General features: G+C 50.6%; 16 protein-coding genes and 4 pseudogenes. 7 read left to right on the top strand and 13 right to left on the bottom strand.

All coding sequences use genetic code 11. The features are described from left to right. Positions 1-44: 44 nt before the first annotated feature. On the bottom strand, positions 45-773 hold the full coding sequence (locus J2Z66_RS23295) for an SDR family oxidoreductase (protein ID WP_209974874.1): 729 nt from the start codon (positions 771-773) through the stop codon (positions 45-47). Positions 774-835: 62 nt separating this feature from the next. Further along, positions 836-1,462, bottom strand: a complete 627-nt coding sequence (locus tag J2Z66_RS23290) for a Crp/Fnr family transcriptional regulator (RefSeq protein ID WP_209974872.1) — start codon at positions 1,460-1,462, stop codon at positions 836-838. 469 nt (positions 1,463-1,931) lie between these two features. Between J2Z66_RS23290 and J2Z66_RS23285 the strand changes: the two genes are divergently transcribed. The 6 genes from J2Z66_RS23285 to J2Z66_RS23260 all read left to right on the top strand — a co-directional run bounded on the left by J2Z66_RS23285 (position 1,932) and on the right by J2Z66_RS23260 (position 8,281). Beyond that, entirely contained in the window at positions 1,932-2,288 is a 357-nt protein-coding gene (locus J2Z66_RS23285) for a nucleotide excision repair endonuclease (RefSeq protein WP_209974870.1), read from the top strand. 264 nt (positions 2,289-2,552) lie between these two features. Beyond that, positions 2,553-3,887, top strand: coding sequence for a serpin family protein (locus J2Z66_RS23280; protein WP_209974868.1), 1,335 nt, complete (start codon positions 2,553-2,555; stop codon positions 3,885-3,887). 753 nt (positions 3,888-4,640) lie between these two features. Then, positions 4,641-5,573 (top strand): ABC transporter ATP-binding protein, encoded by a 933-nt coding sequence (locus J2Z66_RS23275; protein ID WP_209974866.1) that lies wholly within the window; start codon positions 4,641-4,643, stop codon positions 5,571-5,573. Continuing rightward, entirely contained in the window at positions 5,557-6,318 is a 762-nt protein-coding gene (locus J2Z66_RS23270; protein ID WP_209974864.1) for an ABC transporter permease, read from the top strand. Before J2Z66_RS23275 ends, J2Z66_RS23270 begins: the two co-directional genes overlap by 17 nt. A gap of 188 nt (positions 6,319-6,506) precedes the next feature. Beyond that, entirely contained in the window at positions 6,507-7,208 is a 702-nt protein-coding gene (locus J2Z66_RS23265) for a response regulator (protein ID WP_209974862.1), read from the top strand. Continuing rightward, on the top strand, positions 7,205-8,281 hold the full coding sequence (locus J2Z66_RS23260; protein WP_209974860.1) for a sensor histidine kinase: 1,077 nt from the start codon (positions 7,205-7,207) through the stop codon (positions 8,279-8,281). The genes J2Z66_RS23265 and J2Z66_RS23260 overlap by 4 nt, the downstream gene beginning before the upstream one ends. Here J2Z66_RS23260 and J2Z66_RS23255 read toward each other — a convergent pair. Then, positions 8,267-8,512, bottom strand: a pseudogene (locus J2Z66_RS23255) (transposase); the annotation flags it as partial. The gene J2Z66_RS23260 and the pseudogene J2Z66_RS23255 sit on opposite strands and share 15 nt — an antisense overlap. Positions 8,513-8,676: 164 nt before the next feature. On the opposite strand from J2Z66_RS23255, the pseudogene J2Z66_RS23250 reads away from it, so the two are divergent. Then, a pseudogene (locus J2Z66_RS23250) lies at positions 8,677-8,874 on the top strand (transposase); the annotation flags it as partial. A gap of 100 nt (positions 8,875-8,974) precedes the next feature. On the opposite strand, the gene J2Z66_RS23245 reads toward J2Z66_RS23250, so the two are convergent. The 10 genes and pseudogenes from J2Z66_RS23245 to J2Z66_RS44140 all read right to left on the bottom strand — a co-directional run bounded on the left by J2Z66_RS23245 (position 8,975) and on the right by J2Z66_RS44140 (position 19,939). Beyond that, positions 8,975-9,892 (bottom strand): Gfo/Idh/MocA family protein, encoded by a 918-nt coding sequence (locus J2Z66_RS23245; RefSeq protein ID WP_209974856.1) that lies wholly within the window; start codon positions 9,890-9,892, stop codon positions 8,975-8,977. A 439-nt stretch (positions 9,893-10,331) separates the two neighbouring features. Next, positions 10,332-10,652 (bottom strand): annotated as a pseudogene (locus tag J2Z66_RS23240) (acyl-CoA thioesterase); the annotation flags it as partial. Next, on the bottom strand, positions 10,583-10,900 hold the full coding sequence (locus tag J2Z66_RS23235) for a sugar-binding protein (RefSeq protein WP_245375782.1): 318 nt from the start codon (positions 10,898-10,900) through the stop codon (positions 10,583-10,585). The pseudogene J2Z66_RS23240 and the gene J2Z66_RS23235, both read right to left, overlap by 70 nt. A 58-nt stretch (positions 10,901-10,958) precedes the next feature. Further along, complete coding sequence (locus J2Z66_RS23230; RefSeq protein WP_209974850.1) at positions 10,959-11,753, bottom strand: creatininase family protein; 795 nt, start codon at positions 11,751-11,753, stop codon at positions 10,959-10,961. A gap of 40 nt (positions 11,754-11,793) precedes the next feature. Further along, positions 11,794-12,630 (bottom strand): amidohydrolase family protein, encoded by an 837-nt coding sequence (locus tag J2Z66_RS23225; protein WP_245375781.1) that lies wholly within the window; start codon positions 12,628-12,630, stop codon positions 11,794-11,796. An 80-nt stretch (positions 12,631-12,710) separates the two neighbouring features. Continuing rightward, positions 12,711-13,088, bottom strand: a complete 378-nt coding sequence (locus tag J2Z66_RS23220) for a RidA family protein (RefSeq protein WP_209974846.1) — start codon at positions 13,086-13,088, stop codon at positions 12,711-12,713. Positions 13,089-13,300: 212 nt separating this feature from the next. Next, positions 13,301-13,477 (bottom strand): annotated as a pseudogene (locus J2Z66_RS23215) (SDR family oxidoreductase); the annotation flags it as partial. A gap of 117 nt (positions 13,478-13,594) precedes the next feature. After that, the gene (locus J2Z66_RS23210; protein ID WP_209974845.1) at positions 13,595-14,299 is read right to left on the bottom strand and encodes a PIG-L deacetylase family protein; all 705 of its coding nucleotides are present in this window, start codon (positions 14,297-14,299) and stop codon (positions 13,595-13,597) included. Positions 14,300-14,463: 164 nt separating this feature from the next. After that, positions 14,464-15,225: an SDR family NAD(P)-dependent oxidoreductase gene (locus tag J2Z66_RS23205; RefSeq protein ID WP_209974842.1), complete on the bottom strand. Its 762-nt coding sequence runs from the start codon at positions 15,223-15,225 to the stop codon at positions 14,464-14,466. Positions 15,226-15,439: 214 nt separating this feature from the next. Continuing rightward, the gene (locus J2Z66_RS44140) at positions 15,440-19,939 is read right to left on the bottom strand and encodes an early set domain-containing protein (protein ID WP_376774460.1); all 4,500 of its coding nucleotides are present in this window, start codon (positions 19,937-19,939) and stop codon (positions 15,440-15,442) included. Positions 19,940-19,957: the final 18 nt, after the last annotated feature.

Genomic DNA, 19,957 nt, shown 5'->3' with positions numbered 1-19,957 from the left:
AATTCGCTATAGAGCGAGAGAACCTGCGATTGTGTAATCTTAATTCAAGACCGCTTAAACAGGCGGTCCGCGAAGCCCGGAGCAATCCGCAGCATCCATTTAAGCAGCTTCACTTTTCCAATCGAAATTTCGTACTGGTTTTTCGCAAAAGCAGGCATAAATTCATCGACAAGCTGGTCTGGGGACATTTTGTTCGTCCCTCTTCCCCGCGTCATTTCGGTATCAACAACTGCCGGGAGCACTTCAAACACACGCACAGAAGTGCCTTCCAACTGGTTGCGGAACACCTTACTAAACAGATGAAGTCCGGCTTTAGTCCCGCAATACACAGCTGCAGAGGTTTTGGGGACCAGCGCTAATCCAGATGAAATATTAACTATAGCTGCCTCCTCCTTTGCTTTAAGCATAGGGAGCAGCTTGTAGCACAGCTCGATAGGGGCAGTCAGATTGATTTCAATTTCCTCAATAATTTTCGGATCCTGTTCCTCAAGAAAAGAGTAATTGTACTGAACGCCCGCATTGTTAATAACTACACTCAAATCGGAATATTGATTCTTGAGAGTCTGGACAAGCTGCTGGCGCTGTACTCTGTTGCCAAGCTCGCAGGTGATGGTTTCGATTTGCGGAAAATCCTGTTTTAAACGAACTAATTTGTGCGGATCCCGTCCCACAACGATAACCCGGTTCCCGCTCGTTATGAATCTTTTGCTTAGCGCTAATCCTATTCCTGCAGACCCGCCTGTAATTAATATCGTTTGACCTGAAGTTCTCATCGCCGTCTCTCCCCCTAAAGTTGAATATGTCACAACTATAAGGCAAAGGGCTCCTCTTCTCATTAACCCAGGTTCATACGGCGGCGAATTCGGCTTAAAGCAACTGGTGTAATACCGAGGTAGGAAGCAATGTGATACTGTGGAATTCGCTCATGCAGCTCAGGATATTCCTCCACAAATATATGATACCGTTGTTCTGCCGAGCAAAGAAGAAGCTCCTTTTCACGCTGCTCTTTCTTGATGAATAGCTTTTCCACCAGCCTATTTTTGAGGCGCTCCCAGCAAATATGTCTTTCATACAGCGATACAAAAACATCATAGGATACAATCAGCAGATCGCTGTCTTCCAACGCCTGAATATGCAAGGAGGATGGCACCTTAAGCAAAAGCGCGCTGAAAGCGGCCACGAATTCCCCCCTGCCACAAAAACTTTTATTGACTTCTTTCCCCTGTTCCGAGTCATAATAAAATCTGAACAGCCCCTCCACACAAAAAGCAATGGATCGCGCATGCTCTCCCGAACGAATGAAATAATCATTTTTACCTAGCTTTTGCCTTTGCAATTGCGTTAAAAACCACTGCCACTCCGTATCGGGAATATCGTCGCTGAATCGTTTTAACAGTGAGCCATGGAGCTGATTCTCCGGTTCTATACTTCTTCCCCCTCCTTTGCATGAATAACATCTCATTTGCTCAAATCTTTCTTCTATATAAAGTATATACCGGAAGTAAAACCTACGAAAGTGCAGGATTTTTCACCTTAAATCGGGTATGGACCGAGAATTGCTGCAATTGTGCAGGAAAATAGTCACTTGGAGCGCTCAAACGGACAAAAGTCGCCTAAAATCCTGCAGATTTGCAGGAATTACCTTTGGCGGGTTCTTTCAGGTCCAAAAATGATGTACTTTTACATCTTTTTTGTTCCCATAGCAGGTTGAGCGTATTGGAAATAAACATTTAGGTTAATCACCAGGCTGGGGAAATAGGCTCCTTTTTATCCAAATAGGGGGTACAGTGTCCGTAATTATGATCCGCGCAGCCCCTTGCGCCCCTAAGCGAATGTTAAAGCTGCCTATTCCAAAGGTAGTTTTACTGGTGGTTTTACGCATGAATTTGTGATAGTATTTACTCCTATATGGAAAGAGGAAGTGAGCTAAAGTGATAAGCATAACCGTACCAGCACCACATGTTAGCATAACCAAACAAGATGCTCCAGAGCTAAGCAATATTTATGGATTTACGGATTTTCACCTTATTCCTAGAGATATGGGTGGAATTTTTATGTTTTACAATGACAAGGATGAACTATTGTTCGTCGGCAAAGCAAGGAAGCTAAGACCAAGAATTAAAAAACATTTTGAAGATACAGTATCCGCGATCAAAATGAACAGAAACGAAGTCACTAAAATTGATGTTTGTCTAATTGAGGACCCCGTTCATAGAGAAATTTATGAAACCTATATCATTAATGAATTCAAGGCAAAATATAATGTAGATAAAGTATTATACAAATAAATGAATCAAACAGAAGCATTAAGCGCGGTTAAGTCGGACTACGCTTATTGCTTTTTTTTAATCCTCTTATTCTCTCTTGTTAGATTTGGGTAATCCTACACTTCTCACTTCTCACATCTCACTAGCTCATTCCTCACTCCTAATTTCTCACTCCTAACCATTGTGAATTTACCTAAATAAAGGATTTTTCCAAACCCTTTTGCAACTTCCCCCTCCTTGTTCCCGTCAATGAAAGAACCAAGCATAAGAAAGGAACAATAACCCATGGGAAAAACAGGTGGAATCAGTTGGTTCATTATGATGCTAGGGCTATCCGTCCTGCTGCTCGCAACGGGCTGTGGCTCCATGAAAGCAAAATTAAATGAAAAAGAAGGCGAGGTCAGCCCTATTACAAACAATGACGCTGCTGTAGAATTATCCAAATTCACTGTGAAGGATTTTGATTCCCGAATCTCTGAGGCACATCTTGCCTTCGCTTTTGATTTGTATCGCGAAATTCAGAAGACCCAGGCTGACCCTGATGCGAAGAACGACTTTTTGTCGCCCGTCAGTATTGCCACTGCTTTAGCGATGACTGCAAATGGAGCAAGCGGGGCAACGCTCGAAGCTATGGAGAAGGTTTTGCACCTCCAAGGAATAGATGCCAAGGAGCGAAATCATGGCTATGAGGTCATGTTGGACCTGCTCACACACAGCGGTAAAGAAATCCGCTTAGCGATTGCCAACTCCCTGTGGGCGAAAGAAGACTTAAGCTTCAACAAGGATTTCAAACAATTAAACAAAGATTATTATCGCGCTGAAATCAATTCCTTGAATTTGCAGGCTCCCGAAGCAGCGGACCAAATCAACAACTGGGTACGGAAGCATACGGAAGGAAAGATCGACAAGATTATCGAGAAACCAATAGACAGAGATGCCATTTTATTTTTATTGAACGCAATTTATTTCAATGCCAATTGGGCCGTACCCTTTAATGAGACAGCTACTGAGGCCAAAACATTTACTGGGCCGGATCAATCTAAGTCTGAGGTTCAAATGATGTTTAGCAAAAGCAAATATGATTACTTGGAGAACGAAGGCAGCGGCGAGAGTGCCGGCTTTCAAGCTGTACGAATTCCATACGTTGGAAATGACCTCAGCATGCTTGTATTTCTCCCAGATAAAGAGACTACACTAGAAGAATTTCTTAAACAGTTGACACCTGACAATTGGAATACATGGCTAGGGTCCATGAAGCCCGCAATGGGTGAGCTGCGATTGCCCCGCTTTCAAATGGAATATGAGTTAACCTTGAATGACACCCTGAAAGCTCTCGGTATGGAACGCGCATTTGATCGCCAACAAGCCGATTTCAGCGCTATGATCTCACTATCTGATAATGTGTTCATCCAAGAGGTTAAACACAAATCCTATATCGATGTTCAGGAAAAAGGAACCGAAGCAGCTGCTGTGACCAGTATTGAAGCGAAAGCAGCCTCGGCCGAGCCTCCTGCAGCATCCTTTGAGATGGAAGTCAACCGGCCCTTCTTTTTTGCCATTCACGATAAACGTACTTCCTCGATTTTGTTTATGGGCTCTGTTCGCCAGGCCGGCGAATGAGCTGGATTCCATATCACTGAGGAAAACGCCTTGTGGCGTCCTTTGAGGTGCATGTTCGTGACGCCAGTGCTTGGGAGGTAATGGATGTTTTCTCAGGCTCCAACTTACTTCCAGCAAGGGTTTTTCTCTGGATTGGAAGAGATTTCCCCGCAGTCCAAGCCGCTGTGCCTGAATAACACGCCGCCAGCGCGCGCAACCGAAAGGATCTGTGAGGATCTACAGGATCTGCGATTTAACGATGATTTTCATCGTTAAAAGCCTAAGGTCCGCTCCACATCCTTACTTTAACGATGAAAAACATCTTAAAATCCCTTTTATCTATCTAGAGAGGCCATCTGGCCTCTTTTAGCGATGAAAATCATCATTAAAGTGACTGATTGACCTGGAAACACTTCCTTTAATGATGAAAAACATCGTTAAGTGAAGCACACACTCCTCCATTCAGTAGATGCGGACTGCTACGGACTGCTCTTTCCCAAGGGTAACCCCTGCTATATACTTTAGCGCTGTGAGGCATTTAAACTTTCTAATATTGAGAAAGACCGTCAGGAAACTTAATCCTGGCGGTTTTTGTTGTGCACAAAACTAATCCCACGACAACCACAACAAAGCCAATGACTTGTTTATCAAACTTTAATAAAATCCCTGTTCTTTGTTTATTTTTTCGAAGTCGTCCATTCATAATTGGCGTTTATGATTAGGAAAGTTATAGCGAGTCTATAGCGTAAAAAGAAGTGGAGGCGATACCTGCAAGTGGAGGATTATGTACTGCAAACCCGGCAATTGACCAAGCAATATGCCACTCACACCGCTCTCGATCAAGTAAACCTGTCGATTCGCAAGGGCAGTATCTACGGTTTTATGGGGCAAAATGGCGCCGGCAAGTCGACGCTGATGCGAATTGTCTCAGGTCTGGCATCCCCCAGCTCCGGCAGCATTGAGCTGTTCGGAAGAAGCTCTGACAGCGGCATTGTCCAGGCCCGCAAGCGCATGGGTGTAACCATTGAGAATCCTGCACTGTTTCCCCACATGACAGCATGGGAGAATATGGAGGTCCGCCGGCTCCAAAAAGGTATTGCCAGCCGGACCAGCATCGAAGCTGCACTGGACATCGTCGGCCTGCGGGATACAGGCCGCAAGCCGGCCAAGGATTTCTCCCTCGGTATGAAGCAGCGCCTTGGTCTGGCCATTGCCCTGCTGGGAGATCCGGAGTTTCTTATTCTCGACGAGCCGACCAACGGGCTTGATCCGATTGGCGTCATGGAAATGAGGCAGCTGCTGACGAAGCTTAACCAGGAAACCGGCATGACCATCCTGATCTCCAGCCATATTCTAAGTGAACTCCATTTGCTGGCCACTCATTACGGCATTATTCACCAGGGACGGCTGCTCGAGCAATTGACCGCAGAAGAGCTGAACGGGAAGTGCCGCCAATATCTGCACATCAAGGTCAATAATGCTGATCAGGCTGAGGCCTTGCTCCGAAATCAGCTTGCAGCAGCCAGAATCGATAGAATGGCCGACGACTCCATCCGATTATATGATCCGAATGAACGCCCGGGCACCATCTCTTCCTTGCTGTCAGCTTCAGGACTGGAAATCGAGCAATTTATGCCGGTAAGCGAAGAACTGGAGCGCTACTTCATCCAGAAGATTGGAGGTGGTGTGCATGAATCATCTCTTTAGCTCTGAACTGTACAAGCTCCGAAAGGATCCTATATTCCAGATGCTGATGCTCATAATGATCACTACACCGATCGCTTTGTTTGTTATCACCCATATCCTTACTCTGGACAGTGCAAAGCCTCCTATGACCGGCATGAGGTCCTTCAGTAATGCTGTTCAGGTCAACCAGTTATTGCTGAAAATTTCGTTGGGGATCTGGGCCGGATTTTTTATCTCCAAGGAGTATGCTTCCGGTGTCATGAAGGTGACGTCCTCATCCGGCTTTACCAGGAAGCGGATTTATACGGCGAAGCTGCTGGCATTTACGCTGGGCATTGTGTTCCTTTCCCTGCTTTGTCCGCTCATTTATATCCTGCTGGGTACGATCCTGAACGGCTTTGGCAGTTTGACGGAAGTCGCCGCCGCCGAATACTTGTTCCGGACGCTCTCTTTAACCGTTCTGTTCGCTGCGGCCTTTGCTGCTATCGTAGCTGTACTGGGGATTTATTTCACAGAAGCTGGTGCGACGATTGGAATTTCGCTGCTGTTCTTTCTTTTCTTCGATACGATTTCCGAATCCCTGGCAGGCCGTATCCCGGTCTACAAAACCTTTTATGACCACTCCGTGTTCAAGCTGTTTCTCCAGTCCTTTGAATATCAAATGACCGGCGAAGCGATTCTGCTTTCTATCGGCATAGCTATCTTAACTTTTGCTGTATTTGCGGTTTGGGGCATGCTTGTTTTTCAAAGGAAAGAGATTAAGTAGTTCAGATAAGGGGAAGCAGGGAGGTGAACGCATTGGTCAAACGCATGATTTATATTGGACTTATTGTCATTGCTACTGTGCTGTTACTTTCCACACTCATAGGGGTCGAGAAATAATGGATCTGTTTTACTTCGACACCGCTATCTTTTATGATAAGGAGAGATCCATACACAAAGAGGGTGGTTTGCATGAAGGGCACAAACATACTGATCGTGGAGGACGAGCAAGAAATTGCCGAGCTGCTGAAGGATTATTTGGAGGAAGAGCAATTCGAAGTTGCGCTGATCGGGGATGGCCAGGAGGCTCTCCTCCTGTTCAGACAGCTGCAGCCCCAATTGGTTATTCTGGACATTATGCTTCCAAGCCTCAGCGGCATGGAGATTTGCCGAATGATCCGGGCCGAATCTTCCGTCCCCATCATCATGCTAAGCGCTAAAAAAAGCGACACGGACAAAATTCTAAGCCTCGGTCTTGGCGCGGACGATTATGTGGTGAAGCCCTTTAGTCCCAGTGAAGTTGTCGCCAGAGTGAAGGCGCAATTAAGAAGAAGCAACCAGCTGTCAAGGCCGCCAGAACAGTCGGATGTTATTAGCTTCAAAGAATTGGAAATTCACTCCAAGGCATACGAGGTTATCGTCAGAAACAATCCCGTTCATTTTTCTGCCAAAGAATTTGAGGTCCTTCTTTTTTTTGCTCGTCATCCGAATCAGGTGTTTACGCGTGAGCAGATTTTTGCAGGTGTGTGGGGATATGACCAGTACGGCGATATGAACACGATTACCGTGCACATCAAGAAGATCAGAGAGAAAATTGAATTAGATCCCTCTGTACCTGCTTTTATCAAAACGGTCTGGGGAATTGGCTATAAGCTGGATGGGAGCGAACGATGAAAACAGGACTGCGTTTCAAACTGATTACCTCTTTAACCGTAGTTTCCATTGTGCCATTCCTTATACTGAGCTTATTCGGTTCTATTGATTCCGTACAGCCTGGCACCCGAACGGCCATGTACACAAATATAATGATTGTGATTGCTGGCCTGATCATGGCGCTAGTGGTTTTCGCTGTGCTGCTGGCCAAAATCATCTCACGGGACATCCTTGATCCATTGAAGGAATTAAGTGCCTCGGCAGACAAAATTATGCGGGGCGATTTGGACTTTCAGATAACTTATCATAGAAATAATGAAATGGGACGCTTCAGCACCGCTTTCGAGCTGATGCGCTCGAAGCTGCAGGAATCGCTGAACAAACAGCGCTTGTCCGAGCAGGCGCGCAAAGAGCTCATCACAAGCATCTCACACGATTTGCGCACGCCGATCAGTTCTATTAAAGGCTACGTGGAAGGCTTGCAGGACGGCATCGTGCATGACAAGGAGAAGCATGCCCGCTATCTCGCCGTTATTAAAGACAAGACGTACAAACTGGACGGGCTGATCGAGGATTTGTTCCAATTCTCTCAGCTGGAATCTGGCCAGCTGCCTATGCATTATGAACTGGAGAACAGCCAGGAGCTTCTGGAAGACATTGTAAGACCTATGGAACTGGAGTTTATGGATCACTCAGCCAGCCTGATCGTCAACAGGCCTTTCCATGCCTTGCCGATCAAAGCAGACCGCAGCCGTATTACACAGGTATTCGATAACTTGGTGAGCAATGCAGCTAAGTATGCCGGACAAGAAACCAGAATTACCATTGCAACAACAGTTATAGGCAACTATATTCAAATCTCGATAGCTGACAACGGGACGGGCATAGCCGACTCAGATCTGCCCTTTATTTTTGACCGCTTTTATCGTGGCGACAAGTCCCGTTCCAGCAAGCTCGGAGGCTCTGGGCTTGGGCTTGCCATTTGCAAACAAATTATCGAAGACCACGGCGGATCCATCGGAGCTCGAAGTGAGCCCGGCGTCGAGACCGTATTTTATTTCACATTACCAGTTCTGGATTCGTCCGATGAATAGCAAGCCGACTTCGTATTTCTTACCCATGAAGCTGATGCACCCGGCCTTGTCGACTTTACGATTCTCGCTGTGCAGAAAGGCGCTAGCCAACAGCTCCGCGTCCACGAGTCGAAGCGCCTTGGTATCGCTCCGATAGGCAATTTCCGGTGTTTGATCGCCGCTCAGCGCCGCGTGCGGCTTGTTCTGGTGGCATTCCGACAGCCAGACCTCAAACCAGGTATTGAGCTGCTTTTTGAGCCGTGAAACAAAATGAATGTCACGTACACAGAAGTCGTCGTACTTGCCGTAGTCCAGATTGCCGCGGTCCATAAGGCAGGTGGCATCCTTCTCGTCAATCAGCACGTCCATTTGGGAATGATCGGCGAGTTGGGCGTTTATAATCGTCGCTTTGTCCGAAGCGGCACGAGGAAGGCATCTTGCGCTGGTTCCACAGCAAAATGACCAACGGTCTCTTGGAGGGCATCAACGGCCTCGTTCAGGCAGCCAAGCGCAGAGCGCGGGGTTACCGCAACGTCGATAATTTGATTGCCATGGTGTATATGACGGCCAATAAGCATCGTTTGCCTGCGCTTGGTGCGCGACGATCACATTGAGTTCGGAAACAAAAAAAGAACTGGCAACAGCATGGAGCCACGCATCGCTCGCATCTGAACCAATTCCCTTGTCATTTACTCATGACGATATTTAATTTCTCTATAAGACAATCGCCGCGCCGCTTGCCCGGCTTTCGTTCGCCGCTTCCATGAAACGGATGATTTCCAGCGTCTCCGCGGGATCCAGGGGAGTGACGCCCGTGCGGAACATCGCAACCAGCTCTTCCATCAACGGCATGTAGAACGGTCGATTGCCCGCCAACGGATTGACGAAGGTCGAGCCGTTCTGCCGGCTGATCGTTATCCCGTATTCATGATTGTTCTCACGGTTTCCCCTCGCCGTTCCGATTCGACCGTCCTCCCAGGTTCCGACTACCAGCTCGCTTCTGCCGTCCGTGAACGCCTGCACCTTGCGACAACCCTTGGACATCGCCGTATAAAGCATCTCCACCGCGTGGACGCCGTAATAGAACCAACCCGGGTTATTCGGTTCAAGCGGCATCGGCGAATAGGCATCCGCCCCGATCACCTGACCCCGTTCGTCCGGCAACAGCGCCTGCGTCAGCGGATCGGCATACCGCAGCGAGGAACACCCTAGCAAAGCTATTTTATGTTTGTCGGCCAATTCGAATATCGTCTCCGCATCCCTGACGCTTAGCGCAAACGGTTTGTTGATATAGGCCGGCTTGCCGTATTGGGCAATCCGCAGGAACTGTTCGGGATGGACTCGGCCATCCAGCGAGGTCAGCATAATCGCATCTGCTTGTTCGGCGACGGCTTCGATGGCGGAAACAATACGCACACCGTATTTCACGCGCATCTCCTCCGTATAATCGTTCACCCGGGAGATACTGCTCGGCATGTCGGCCGATCCGCCCGGGTAAGCCACTGTAACTTTGCCTCCCGAAATAGGGTGCTCGTAGTTGGCGTCGTTGAAAAATCGCGTAAACGCTCCGCAATGGGAAGTGTCGAGTCCAATCATACCTATGTTCAGTTCTTTGACCGTTATTTGGCTCATTTCAATGTCCTCCTGGGGGTTATAAGTTGGAATAGCGGCATTGCAATGCTTTCACTTTAACGCATGAAGCCGAATACTGTCACTTCCTTCCGATTTAAAGACAACTTATCGCTCTTTAAAGGCGGATTGAGGGTTCGTCAGCATTCAGCCGATGGGCCGTGCAAGTAACGTCTTCCCGTTTCCTTGCTGCATCAAACAGGCACCTTGCCTATGTCGGCGACTGCGCATGAACTTTCCGCGTTGACTTGAGATAGACACCGGCACGTCTGCACTTGTTACTGTAAAGGTGTTACGGTTTACTGTACTAGCCGCGACTTCCTTATCTGTGAGTTAAGCATCAGGATTTGAGCCCCTGACGTTCCTTTTGGGTTTCGCGTCTGGCCGATCCTGAAGTAGTGGGTTGGCAGCGGCTTAGCGGCCTTTTTTTCTGCCGTCTGTGTCAATACGAGCGCGGCTCCCAAGGAGCATTTGTGGTCAGGAAGGCGGCCAGCTTCTTGCTTTCCGCTCTGCGCGTCTTGCGCATTAACGCCCTCTGTGGTCCCGATTCGTGCAGATTGCGCTCTTCCTCAGATTCCGGAATCACATCCGGCACTTCAATCGGATGCTTGTGCCGATCCTTGGCCACAAAAGTCAGAAATGCGGTAGCCGCAATCATCCGCTCTCCGCTCATTAAATCCTCGGCGATCACCTTCACGAATACTTCCATCGAGCTTTTGCCGGTATACGTGACGAAGGACTCCAGGCATACGGAATCGCTGGGACTTCCCCGGCCTTGTCGATAAAAAATTCCACGACATCATGCTCGTACAATGGATCGTCGTGGTTGACGTACGGTGATACCGCATAATCATCCCGATACTCGAAGCGGAAATAAATCGCTTGGTCATCCCAGCATGTTCTTACACGAGTCGGTTCCTTCACCGGCCCACCGGTGTCGACGTCGACCAATTCAGCGTAAGACAGGCGAACCCTAACCAACGGATCGAAGTTCACATATGGGCAAATCATTCGTTCGTGTTGTTGTTGCTGCCACTCCATACAAAATCCCCTTTCCAGAATGACGTTTTCAATCCTGTAAAATTCGCTGCCGAATATTTCGGACCGGCCACTCTTCGAGGAAGCTTGTGACCGCCGCGACAATGGCTTCAAAAAATTGCTCCCCTTTGGCTGCGGAAGCCGTGGTCGGATCGCCGAAGGTGCCGGTCTCCGATATTTCCCGAAAGTTATGGACCGTCGATACTGGCGAACCGCCGAACATATCCAGGCGTAGGGACGGCATTGCGGGCTGAAGCCCGTCCCGGCGAATCCGGTCGGACTGCACGAGCGCGGCATGAAGGTACAGCATCAGCGAGGTCTCCAGCTCGCAGGCATGCCCCATGCCGCCGAAGGAAGATTCGCGGATGGCGCCAATTTCTTCCCGCGCCACGTTCCAGTAGCTGAAGCCGCAAATCGACAAATCGTCCCGGGAAGGATACAGATTTTTCAACTCCTGCAGCGCCATCTGCATCGGCAGTTGGTTGCCGCCGTGCCCGTTCAGCAAAACGAAGTTGACGAAGCCGGCGCCGATGGCGGAACGGACGATGCCGACCAGCATCTCCGCATAGGCAGCGTGATCGACGGAGAGGGAACCGGCAAAGGAAAGATGATGCGGCGAATGGCCCAGCCATACGGGCGGCAGCAGCAGCAGCCGATCCGGCAGACGGCGTTCGACCTCCGCGGCCAGAGCATGAATCAGAAAATAATCGACGCCAAGCGGCAGATGAAGGCCGTGCTGTTCAACTGCGCCGAGCGGGAGCACGACCCGTTTGTCCCTTTTGTCCAGCGATTCAATTTGCTCCCAGGTCAATTCCATATATCGCATGGGCGTTCTCCTTCCTGAACGATGGGGAATGGGCCCCCAGTTACCGCAAACCCAGCAGCTCCGGGGTATTGCGATGAATGATCCCTTCCACCACGTCCTCCGGAACGCGGGGAAGCGCCGTGCCTTCCGTCAACCGATTAATGCCCATGAGGTGTTCGGCGGTCTGTTCGGCCGTGAAGAACGGGAAGTCGGAGCCGAACAAAATTTTGTGCGTCACCTTGTACTCGTGGGCCAGCACCATCGCGTTGTAAAATTGCCACGGACGCGCGCCGAGCGCCGAGATGTCCATGTACATGTTTTTGTTTTTGCGGACGACCGCGATGCACTCCTCGACCCACGGATGGCCCATATGGGCAATGATCATCTTCAGCTCGGGAAAAGCGCGCGCGATCGGATCCAGTGCCGCCGGCCGGGAGGCGTCCAGGAAGCCTTCCGGGATAAACGAGGTCCCCTGATGCCACAGAATGGGAATTTTGAGCGCATTGGCGCGGGCGTACAGCTCCCAGTGCTCCTGCCGGTCCGGATAAAAATTCTGATAGATCGGTCCGAGCTTCAGGCCCGACAGCTTCAATTCCCGGATCGCCCGTTCCAGCAAGCCGGCGGCACCGGGCCGGTTCGGATCGACGCTGGCGAAGCCGAAGAGGCGCGTCGGATGCCTCGACACGTACTCCGCGACGTATTCGTTCGGCACCTGCACGCCGGTGGCGGGCGCATCGAAAGCGAGCACGATGGCTCCCGCGGCATTTTTCGCGTTTTCCAGGTTGTCCGCAGGCTCCGCAACCAACTCGAATTGGTCGCCCCAGGCGCTTCTCGCCGCGGCCATAAACGGACCGTCGACCTGGCCGGGACCGAACAGATGGGTATGGCAGTCGAACATCAATGTTGTCTCCCTCCTTGGATCCGGCTGCCGTTGCGCCGGATCGCCGATTCAATTTCTTTCGTGAGACGCAAACCATCTCAATCTCTGATGGCCGTGCACTCGATTTCGACCAGAAAACCGTTCAATTGACAGGCAACGACGGTGCGGGCCGGGTAGGGCGGCGTAAAATACGTACCGTAAATCTCGTTAAACGCGCTCCAATCGGCGATATCGCTCAGGTACACCGTCGAGCGCACGATATCGTCCAGTCCGAAGCCGTTGTCTTCCAGTAGACAGCGAATATTATACATCGTCCGGTGGATTTGCACCGCGAGATCGCCCTCCCCGACGAGCCGCCGCTCGAGATCGAACGGCCCTTGACCCGCAAGGAACAGCATATTGCCATGCCGAATTGCCGTTGAATAGTTGCCGAAGGCGGTCGGAACCCGCCCGGAATGAACAGCCTGTTTTCCCATCGCTCTCCTCCGCTCTCTAGACGCACGCTTTGCGCGCGATCCGCATGGTATTGGCCGCCGATCAGCCGGTATACAGGAACGCCCAAGGTTTTGCCCGACAGGCCGCGCTAACGATGCCGATACCGGCTTTGGCTTGCAGATGGCGCTGCGGGAACTCCAGGTTGTCCGGCAGCTTCGCGACGCGATCGGCGGAAGTCCCTTCTCGGACTCGTCTAGGAATAGCTTCTTGCCATATGATCTGCCGGTTCAGCCGCTTTGACGCTTAAGCCGCCGTCCACCATCAATAGATGACCATTGATCTGCATCGCGCCTTCAGAGGCGAGAAAAGCAACGGCATCCCCTATCTGTTGTGGTATACCCAAACGTTTCATCGGATTTCCTTCGATTTCCGCTTGTGTTGCAAATCATCTATTTCCGCTCGACTTATTGTCATATTCGCACTACTCCTCTCTCTGCAGCATAAAGCCCCTATAAGTTCGAAATATGAACGAAAAAAAGCTGATCAACTAGGGAAGCAGCCTATAGTTAGGCAAATATCCATGTATCCTGTGCCCGATGAAGCCTTCGGCATATGGGAAGCCGGCTTGGAGTCCTCTAAATGCCGAAAGTTGTTCCATGAATGCGTCAAACCTTGTATCTTTCATAAAGTTTTCCATCCATTCATTCTGACTCTTATGTTTGGAAAACGCCTCTCGCTTCGATTCCATCTCATTTGAAATATCTACATATATTTCAGGTTGAAAATTAAGACCCACATCCGTATCAAAGAAAAATAAAGACGGTGCTTTGCTGATCGGTGGTTCATCGGCCATAATATTCTTGCCCGGCAAGGATAACATGACCTCGGTCACTACCTTTCCCGTAACTGCGTGGTCCAGACTGACGTCATTGATGTAATGAGTAAAAATAACATCAGGATTTGCCCATCTTATTGCATTAATAACGTCTCTTCGGAGTTCAAGCGAATCGATCAATCTCTGGTCATCAAACCGCAAAAATCTGATTTCCGCATCAAGGAATTTAGCCGCATCAATCTGCTCCTGTTCCCTGATTGCGCCGATCTCTTCTCTATTATATAAATTGGAACCTTGGTTTCCACTGGTAGTTAGCGCAATAAAAATTTTGTGACCTTGCTTGAAGTACTTCAGGAGAGTACCAAAACAATTTATTTCCACATCATCCGGATGCGCTACGATTGCCAAAATATTCATTCAACATAAACCCCTTCCGATAATTTCATTCTGATAAAAATTAATTTAGCATTCCCATGCATACATTTTAAAGCTTGCAATCTGAGTATGTCCTCTCGCCGTCGTGCATACGTTTGCGTAAGCAAAGGTTACTGCCATTTTACAGCTCAGTCGCATCAATCCGCTTAATTTCTCATATGATAGCCACCATCAACCGGCATTAGCGCACCTGTAATGTAAGATGCTGCATCCGATAAGAGGAACGCTGCCAACTCGGCTATTTCATCTGGTGTCCCGCTTCTCTCAAGCAAGCAATTTTCACGGACAAGCTTGCGTGTCTCATCTGATAAATCAGCTGCTTGCTTATGTGAGAAAAAATAACCAGGCAGTATAGCATTCGCCCGTATATTTAAGGGTGCGTAATCATGTGCCACGACCCTGGTAAATTGATTGACACCGGATTTTGCCGCTCCATAAGAAGCATTCGATGCCGCAGGAACTTGACTCATGATAGAAGAAGTGTTGACGATCGAACCACCGCCCGAGTTGATCAGCAACGGGAGCATGTATTTGCAAACCAGGAAAGTGCTTGTTAATGTACCTAAAATAACTGACTCCCACTCAGCCAAAGTTTGTTCCAAAACCGACTTGTGGATTGCCGTATACGCATTATGAAAATAGCCGTCCAGTCTGCCAAACTTTTGATGAATTTCCTCCGCCAGAAACACCACATCCGCTTCGGAGCTCACATCGGATTGGATAAATTCAAATCGCTCCGCTCCATACTCCTTCGCTAACTCCTGCATCTCTCCAGATTGGGAAAAATCGATTATGTCATTGGCCACCAAGATCGCACCTTTTTCCAAAAACAGCTTTGCTGCCGCACATCCCAATTGACCACTGGCGCCGGTAATAAGGATTACCTTATTGAATAATGTATGGCTCATTGCACTCTTCTCTCCTTCAAGTCCTTATACAAGATGTTTGATCTCCAGGTAAGTAAGTGCCCACTTCTGAATTCATTCCGGTCTATAAGTTCACTGGTAGAGGGCTGGGCCCTCTACCAGCGAAACCTTCATCTTATTTTATTGTCCTTCTTTGGCAATCGCGTCCCTAAGCTTGGCGTTGGCCCCTCTATACCGTCGATCCACTTCGGCCGCCTTATGTCCCGGTGACCTTCACCGCCATGACCGTGCTTGACGTCTCGCCCGCACCGTTCACCAACTCGACGCGATACTCGTAGGTGCCGGGAGCCCGGCCGCTAATCGCCGTTGAAGCCGTCTGCGCCCCGGGTGTTGCCGCGGCGAGAGGCTGTGTATCGACCAGCGTGCCGTTCTCGTACAGCCGGTACGCCGTTCCGTTCGTCCCCCACCACAGGTTCATCGTCACGGTGTACGTGCCGCCGCCGTCCCAGTTGTCGTGCGACAGCACTGGAATCCCCGGCGCTGCGTCGGTCACCGTCACAACGTGCGGATCGCTCGTCGTTATGCCGTGACTGTTGATCAGCTCGGCGCGATACGTGTAGACGCCGTTCGCCCGGCCGCTAATCGCCGTCGAGACCGTTTGCGCCTCCGGCGACTGATCGTTCAGCAGCTTCGTTTCGATGAGCACTTCGTTTTCGTACAGCCGATACACCGTACCGTTGCTCCCCCACCACAGGTTCATCGTCAAGTTGTAATCGCCGTCCAACAAGCCGGTATTATGGCCGTTGTCGTCGGACAGCACCGGCTTGCCCGGCGCTGCCGAACTCGCCGCCGTCCCGACCACCTCGACCGTGATCGGCTCCGACGTCAGCTCGCCGTATATCGCGCCGATGATCGTCGTGCCCGCCGCCTTGTACACGATCACGCCACCGGACAGCACTTCCGCCACCGAGCTGTCTGAGCTCGTAAACGACGCCCAGGCGGTGACGTCGGTCTCGCTAGCCGCGCCCTGCGAGCCGTTGCCAGTGTGTCCGCTCCCGGCCGCGACCACGCTGACGGCCAACTGCCCCGCAGTACCCGCCATGGCCGGCGAGATCCCTCCGTCAAGCCGGATGCCGGTGACCCCGATCGTCGGCTCCGCCTCGGTTCGCTCCGCGATGACGAGGCCGCCGGCCGGAACCTCAATCGCCACCTCGGCTGACAGATGAGAATACACCTCTTTATCCAACAAAGCGCCGTTTTCGTTATAACGATACAGACGGATGTTCGACTTGCCGTCCTCCGCCGGCAAATCGAAGGTTCCGGAATTCATCGTGACGACGCGCTCCTCCCCGACGATAAAACCTTCGCCGATCCGCTTCACCGTCATCGGATACATCCGGCTGATGAAGTTATCCTCCCAGTTCAAATGCAGATTGACATCATACGGCGAATACATCGCGCCTCGCGATAAGACAACACGCGTCGCTTCGAACACTCCCTTCGTCGAGGAACGATCTCCAAAATTGCCGAGCACGAGCGGTACACGGGTCAAATGAGTGTCGCCCATCGGGCCGATTCCGTTGCCTGCTTCAACAAAATTGACCGTCGGCAGCTGATTGACGCTTTTCAACGCCGGCGATGAATTATGGAGAAAAAACTTGCCCCGGGAAATTGCCGTTTCCGCAAATTCCAGTTGAGCGGTCTCCGTCACATAAGCGTTATCCGTCTTCAGCCGTATAATTGCCCCGTTTTCGTCGAGATCCGCCGAGCGGCCATCCCATCCTCGATAGTCGTAGCGACTATATCCGCTTCGGGTAAACGCCCATGAAAACTCATCCATATAAATCCCGTCGCCCCCTATTTCGTCCATGAAATAGGTTAGGTCATCCAAGCGATCTGCCAAGTAAGGCGAGTTTTCCCTGGGGACGTAGTACAAAACACCCCAGCCCTTGTTTACCATCCCTCCGGCCCAGGAGCTGGAGTAGACGGCCGACTCGAAGGGCGAGCCGTCGGGCAGCAGCACCTTCTCCTGATCGTAGGGCCACATATGCTGCAGCGGCTTATAGATCATTTCCATCGCCGGGTGCGTGGTCTGAATCACCTTGACACCGGGAAGCGTATTATGAATGCGATCGACCCGGGTTTTCAGATCGTCCCAAATCGGTTCCCGATGCTCGAAGGTTAAAAACTGATCGATATCGAGATCAGGCGTTCCTCCGACGGTTGGCGGCGCGCCTTCAGGCAGCTTCGGGTAGGCCTGGGCATGGATCGTATCGCCGTCAAACTCCAGCCTTTGCCACGGATAGACAGCCAGGTTGATCGGCCCCAAATTCCCCAGCGAATTGACCAGACGTTCCTCCGGCGTCGCTCCGTCAGCCTCCTGATAATACCAAATCGTCGGGGCATCGAGCGCCAGGCCATTCACCCCCCAGCGCTCACGCACCTCTTGGACCATGGACCAATAGCCCCCCTCTTGAACCGGAACAATAGAGAGCTCGAACTCGATCGAATCGTCCGGCGCCAAGGCTAGCGTCCGGGTATACAGCTCTCCGACGCCTCCCTTTGTACGCGACTCCAGCAGCAGACGCAGCCAATCGCTCTCGGCGACAAATCCATAACCGAAACCATCCTGCTGTTCGCCGATGAATACGGTTGGATTTGCCGACATTGACTCTTTACCGGAAGCATTGAAATCTCCGCCGAGCACAAAGCTTGCCGGCTCCTCCATAAACAGCCGATGGCGGAAGGGCAAGCCTGCGTTCTCCTCGCCGTGGTTCGTCCACGTCTCCCGCCACACGACTCGCCCCTGCTCAATCCGTATCGTTCGCTCCAGCTCAAACGAATTCCAGCTCGCCTGCAGGCTGAAGCCAGTCTGATCCGTGAGCTTCTGCACGGTCAAGTCGGAAATATCCGGGCCGGGCTCGCCATCCTCCGCCCGAATCATCGATTGTGCCTCTGGCCGCAGCCGCATCCCGATGGCACTCTCCACCCGTACCATCTCGCCATTGCCAAGCTGTACGGCAAAGCCTCCGGCTGTTCCTTGCAGCAGAGTCAATTCTCCTACCGTTACGGAGTCGGCGATCGATCCGCGCTCGGGCACTTCATTAAGCGGTAGCGGCAGGTTGGATACGTCAAGCCAGCCGAAGCACAGGTTTCGAATAATCAACTCCGAGCCGATCAGATTTTGAATCGTCAGCTCATTGCCATCGACCCCGCGAACCAAATCCGAAACATTCAGGACAAATTCAGAGCCCTTGCCGTCGTAGGTATGGGCGTTAGCAAGTTCAATGTTCGGGGCAAACACCGTCATGATCGCATCGTTGTTGAAAATATTGAATGTCAAATTATAATTCGTCAATTCTAAAGAAGAGTCTCGATCAACTAACCGCTCATCGCCAAAAGCAGTCGTCTGTCTGATCGGGTTCTGATTCAGCATCAGTTTCGCATTCCAGTTCGCTCCGTCCTGAACCTCAAATCTGGAATACATATTAAACGACATCACCGCGATCTTGTCAGTCTTGGCAGGCATCACCGGAAACAGGATGGTTTTGGTCTCCCCTCCCTTCAAAATTTGATCGGCAAGCGTGCTCTCGTCTTCCAACACAATTCCCGGTCCTTCTCCCTGTTCGGGATAGTCTCCAGGCCCCCCGGAACCATCCGAATTGTTGAAAGGCGATTGATCCGGATCATACCAACTGACGCGAATATCCCTTAACTTCATCTCGAATTGGCCAGGACTATCGTTGATGATCTCAATTTCGTTCGGATTGTTCGCATCCAACAAATCCGAAAGGTTCAACACAAACTCGGCTGCATCGCCATCCGGACTGCCGCTGTTCGCTGTCGGCACATCCGGGGCGAAGATCGTTAGCCATTTTCCAGCGCGATGTACATCCAGTATAAGCCCGGGATAGTTCAACAACTCAAACTGCGGATACCGATTCATCAGGCGCGGCGCATCGACGCCATTTACAGCATTAACTACCGTTCCATTGACCTTGATCGTCACATTGTACTGAGCCCCGCTATACATGACAGCCTCATGAAACATGCGCAAAGCGAGCACGATCGGCTGCTCTCCCCTTGGAGGCATGGCGGGCAAGGAAATGATGTAGGAATCAGAAAAGGAAACGTTTTGATCATCAAAATCATAATAGTCAATCGGTTCCTCGGGATTTGTAGGATAACCGGTCACCTTGACATTGCTTATCTTCATTTCGAAGCTTGGATGCTCATTGATAATTTCAATTTCATTTGGATTTTCCGCATCCAGCAAATCGGAGATGTACAATAAAAACTCGGCTGCATCGTGATCCGGACTGCCGCTGTTCGCTGTCGGCACATCTGGGGCGAAGATCGTTAGCCATTTTCCAGTGCGATGTACATCCAGAACAAGACCGGGATTGTTCAACAGCTCAAACTGCGGGTCCCGGTTCATCAGCCTCGGCACATCGAGGCCATATACAGCATTGACTACCGTTCCATTGACCTTGATAGTCACATTGTAATTCGCCCCGGCATAACTGGGACGTTCATGGAACATGTCCAGGCCGAGAGAGATCGGCTGATCGGCCCCGTCAGGCTTCGCCGGCAAGGACAAGGTATAGCTGTTGGAGGGCGCAACCGTACTGCTCTCGAAAGTCAGTTCCCCCCCAGGTTGTCCACCACCAGTTGCCTCGACCGTTGGCGAAGGAAAATAAAATCCATGAACCAGGAGAACCAAAATCATCATAAGTAAGATGAGTTTCTTCCGCATCTGTTGTTCATCCTTTCC

Origin of the sequence: Paenibacillus eucommiae (assembly GCF_017874215.1) — a bacterium.
In the GTDB taxonomy this organism is placed as follows: domain Bacteria; phylum Bacillota; class Bacilli; order Paenibacillales; family NBRC-103111; genus Paenibacillus_AI; species Paenibacillus_AI eucommiae.
The sequence above is the reverse complement of the archived record's forward strand: the minus strand, read 5'-3'. Positions and strand labels throughout refer to the sequence as shown.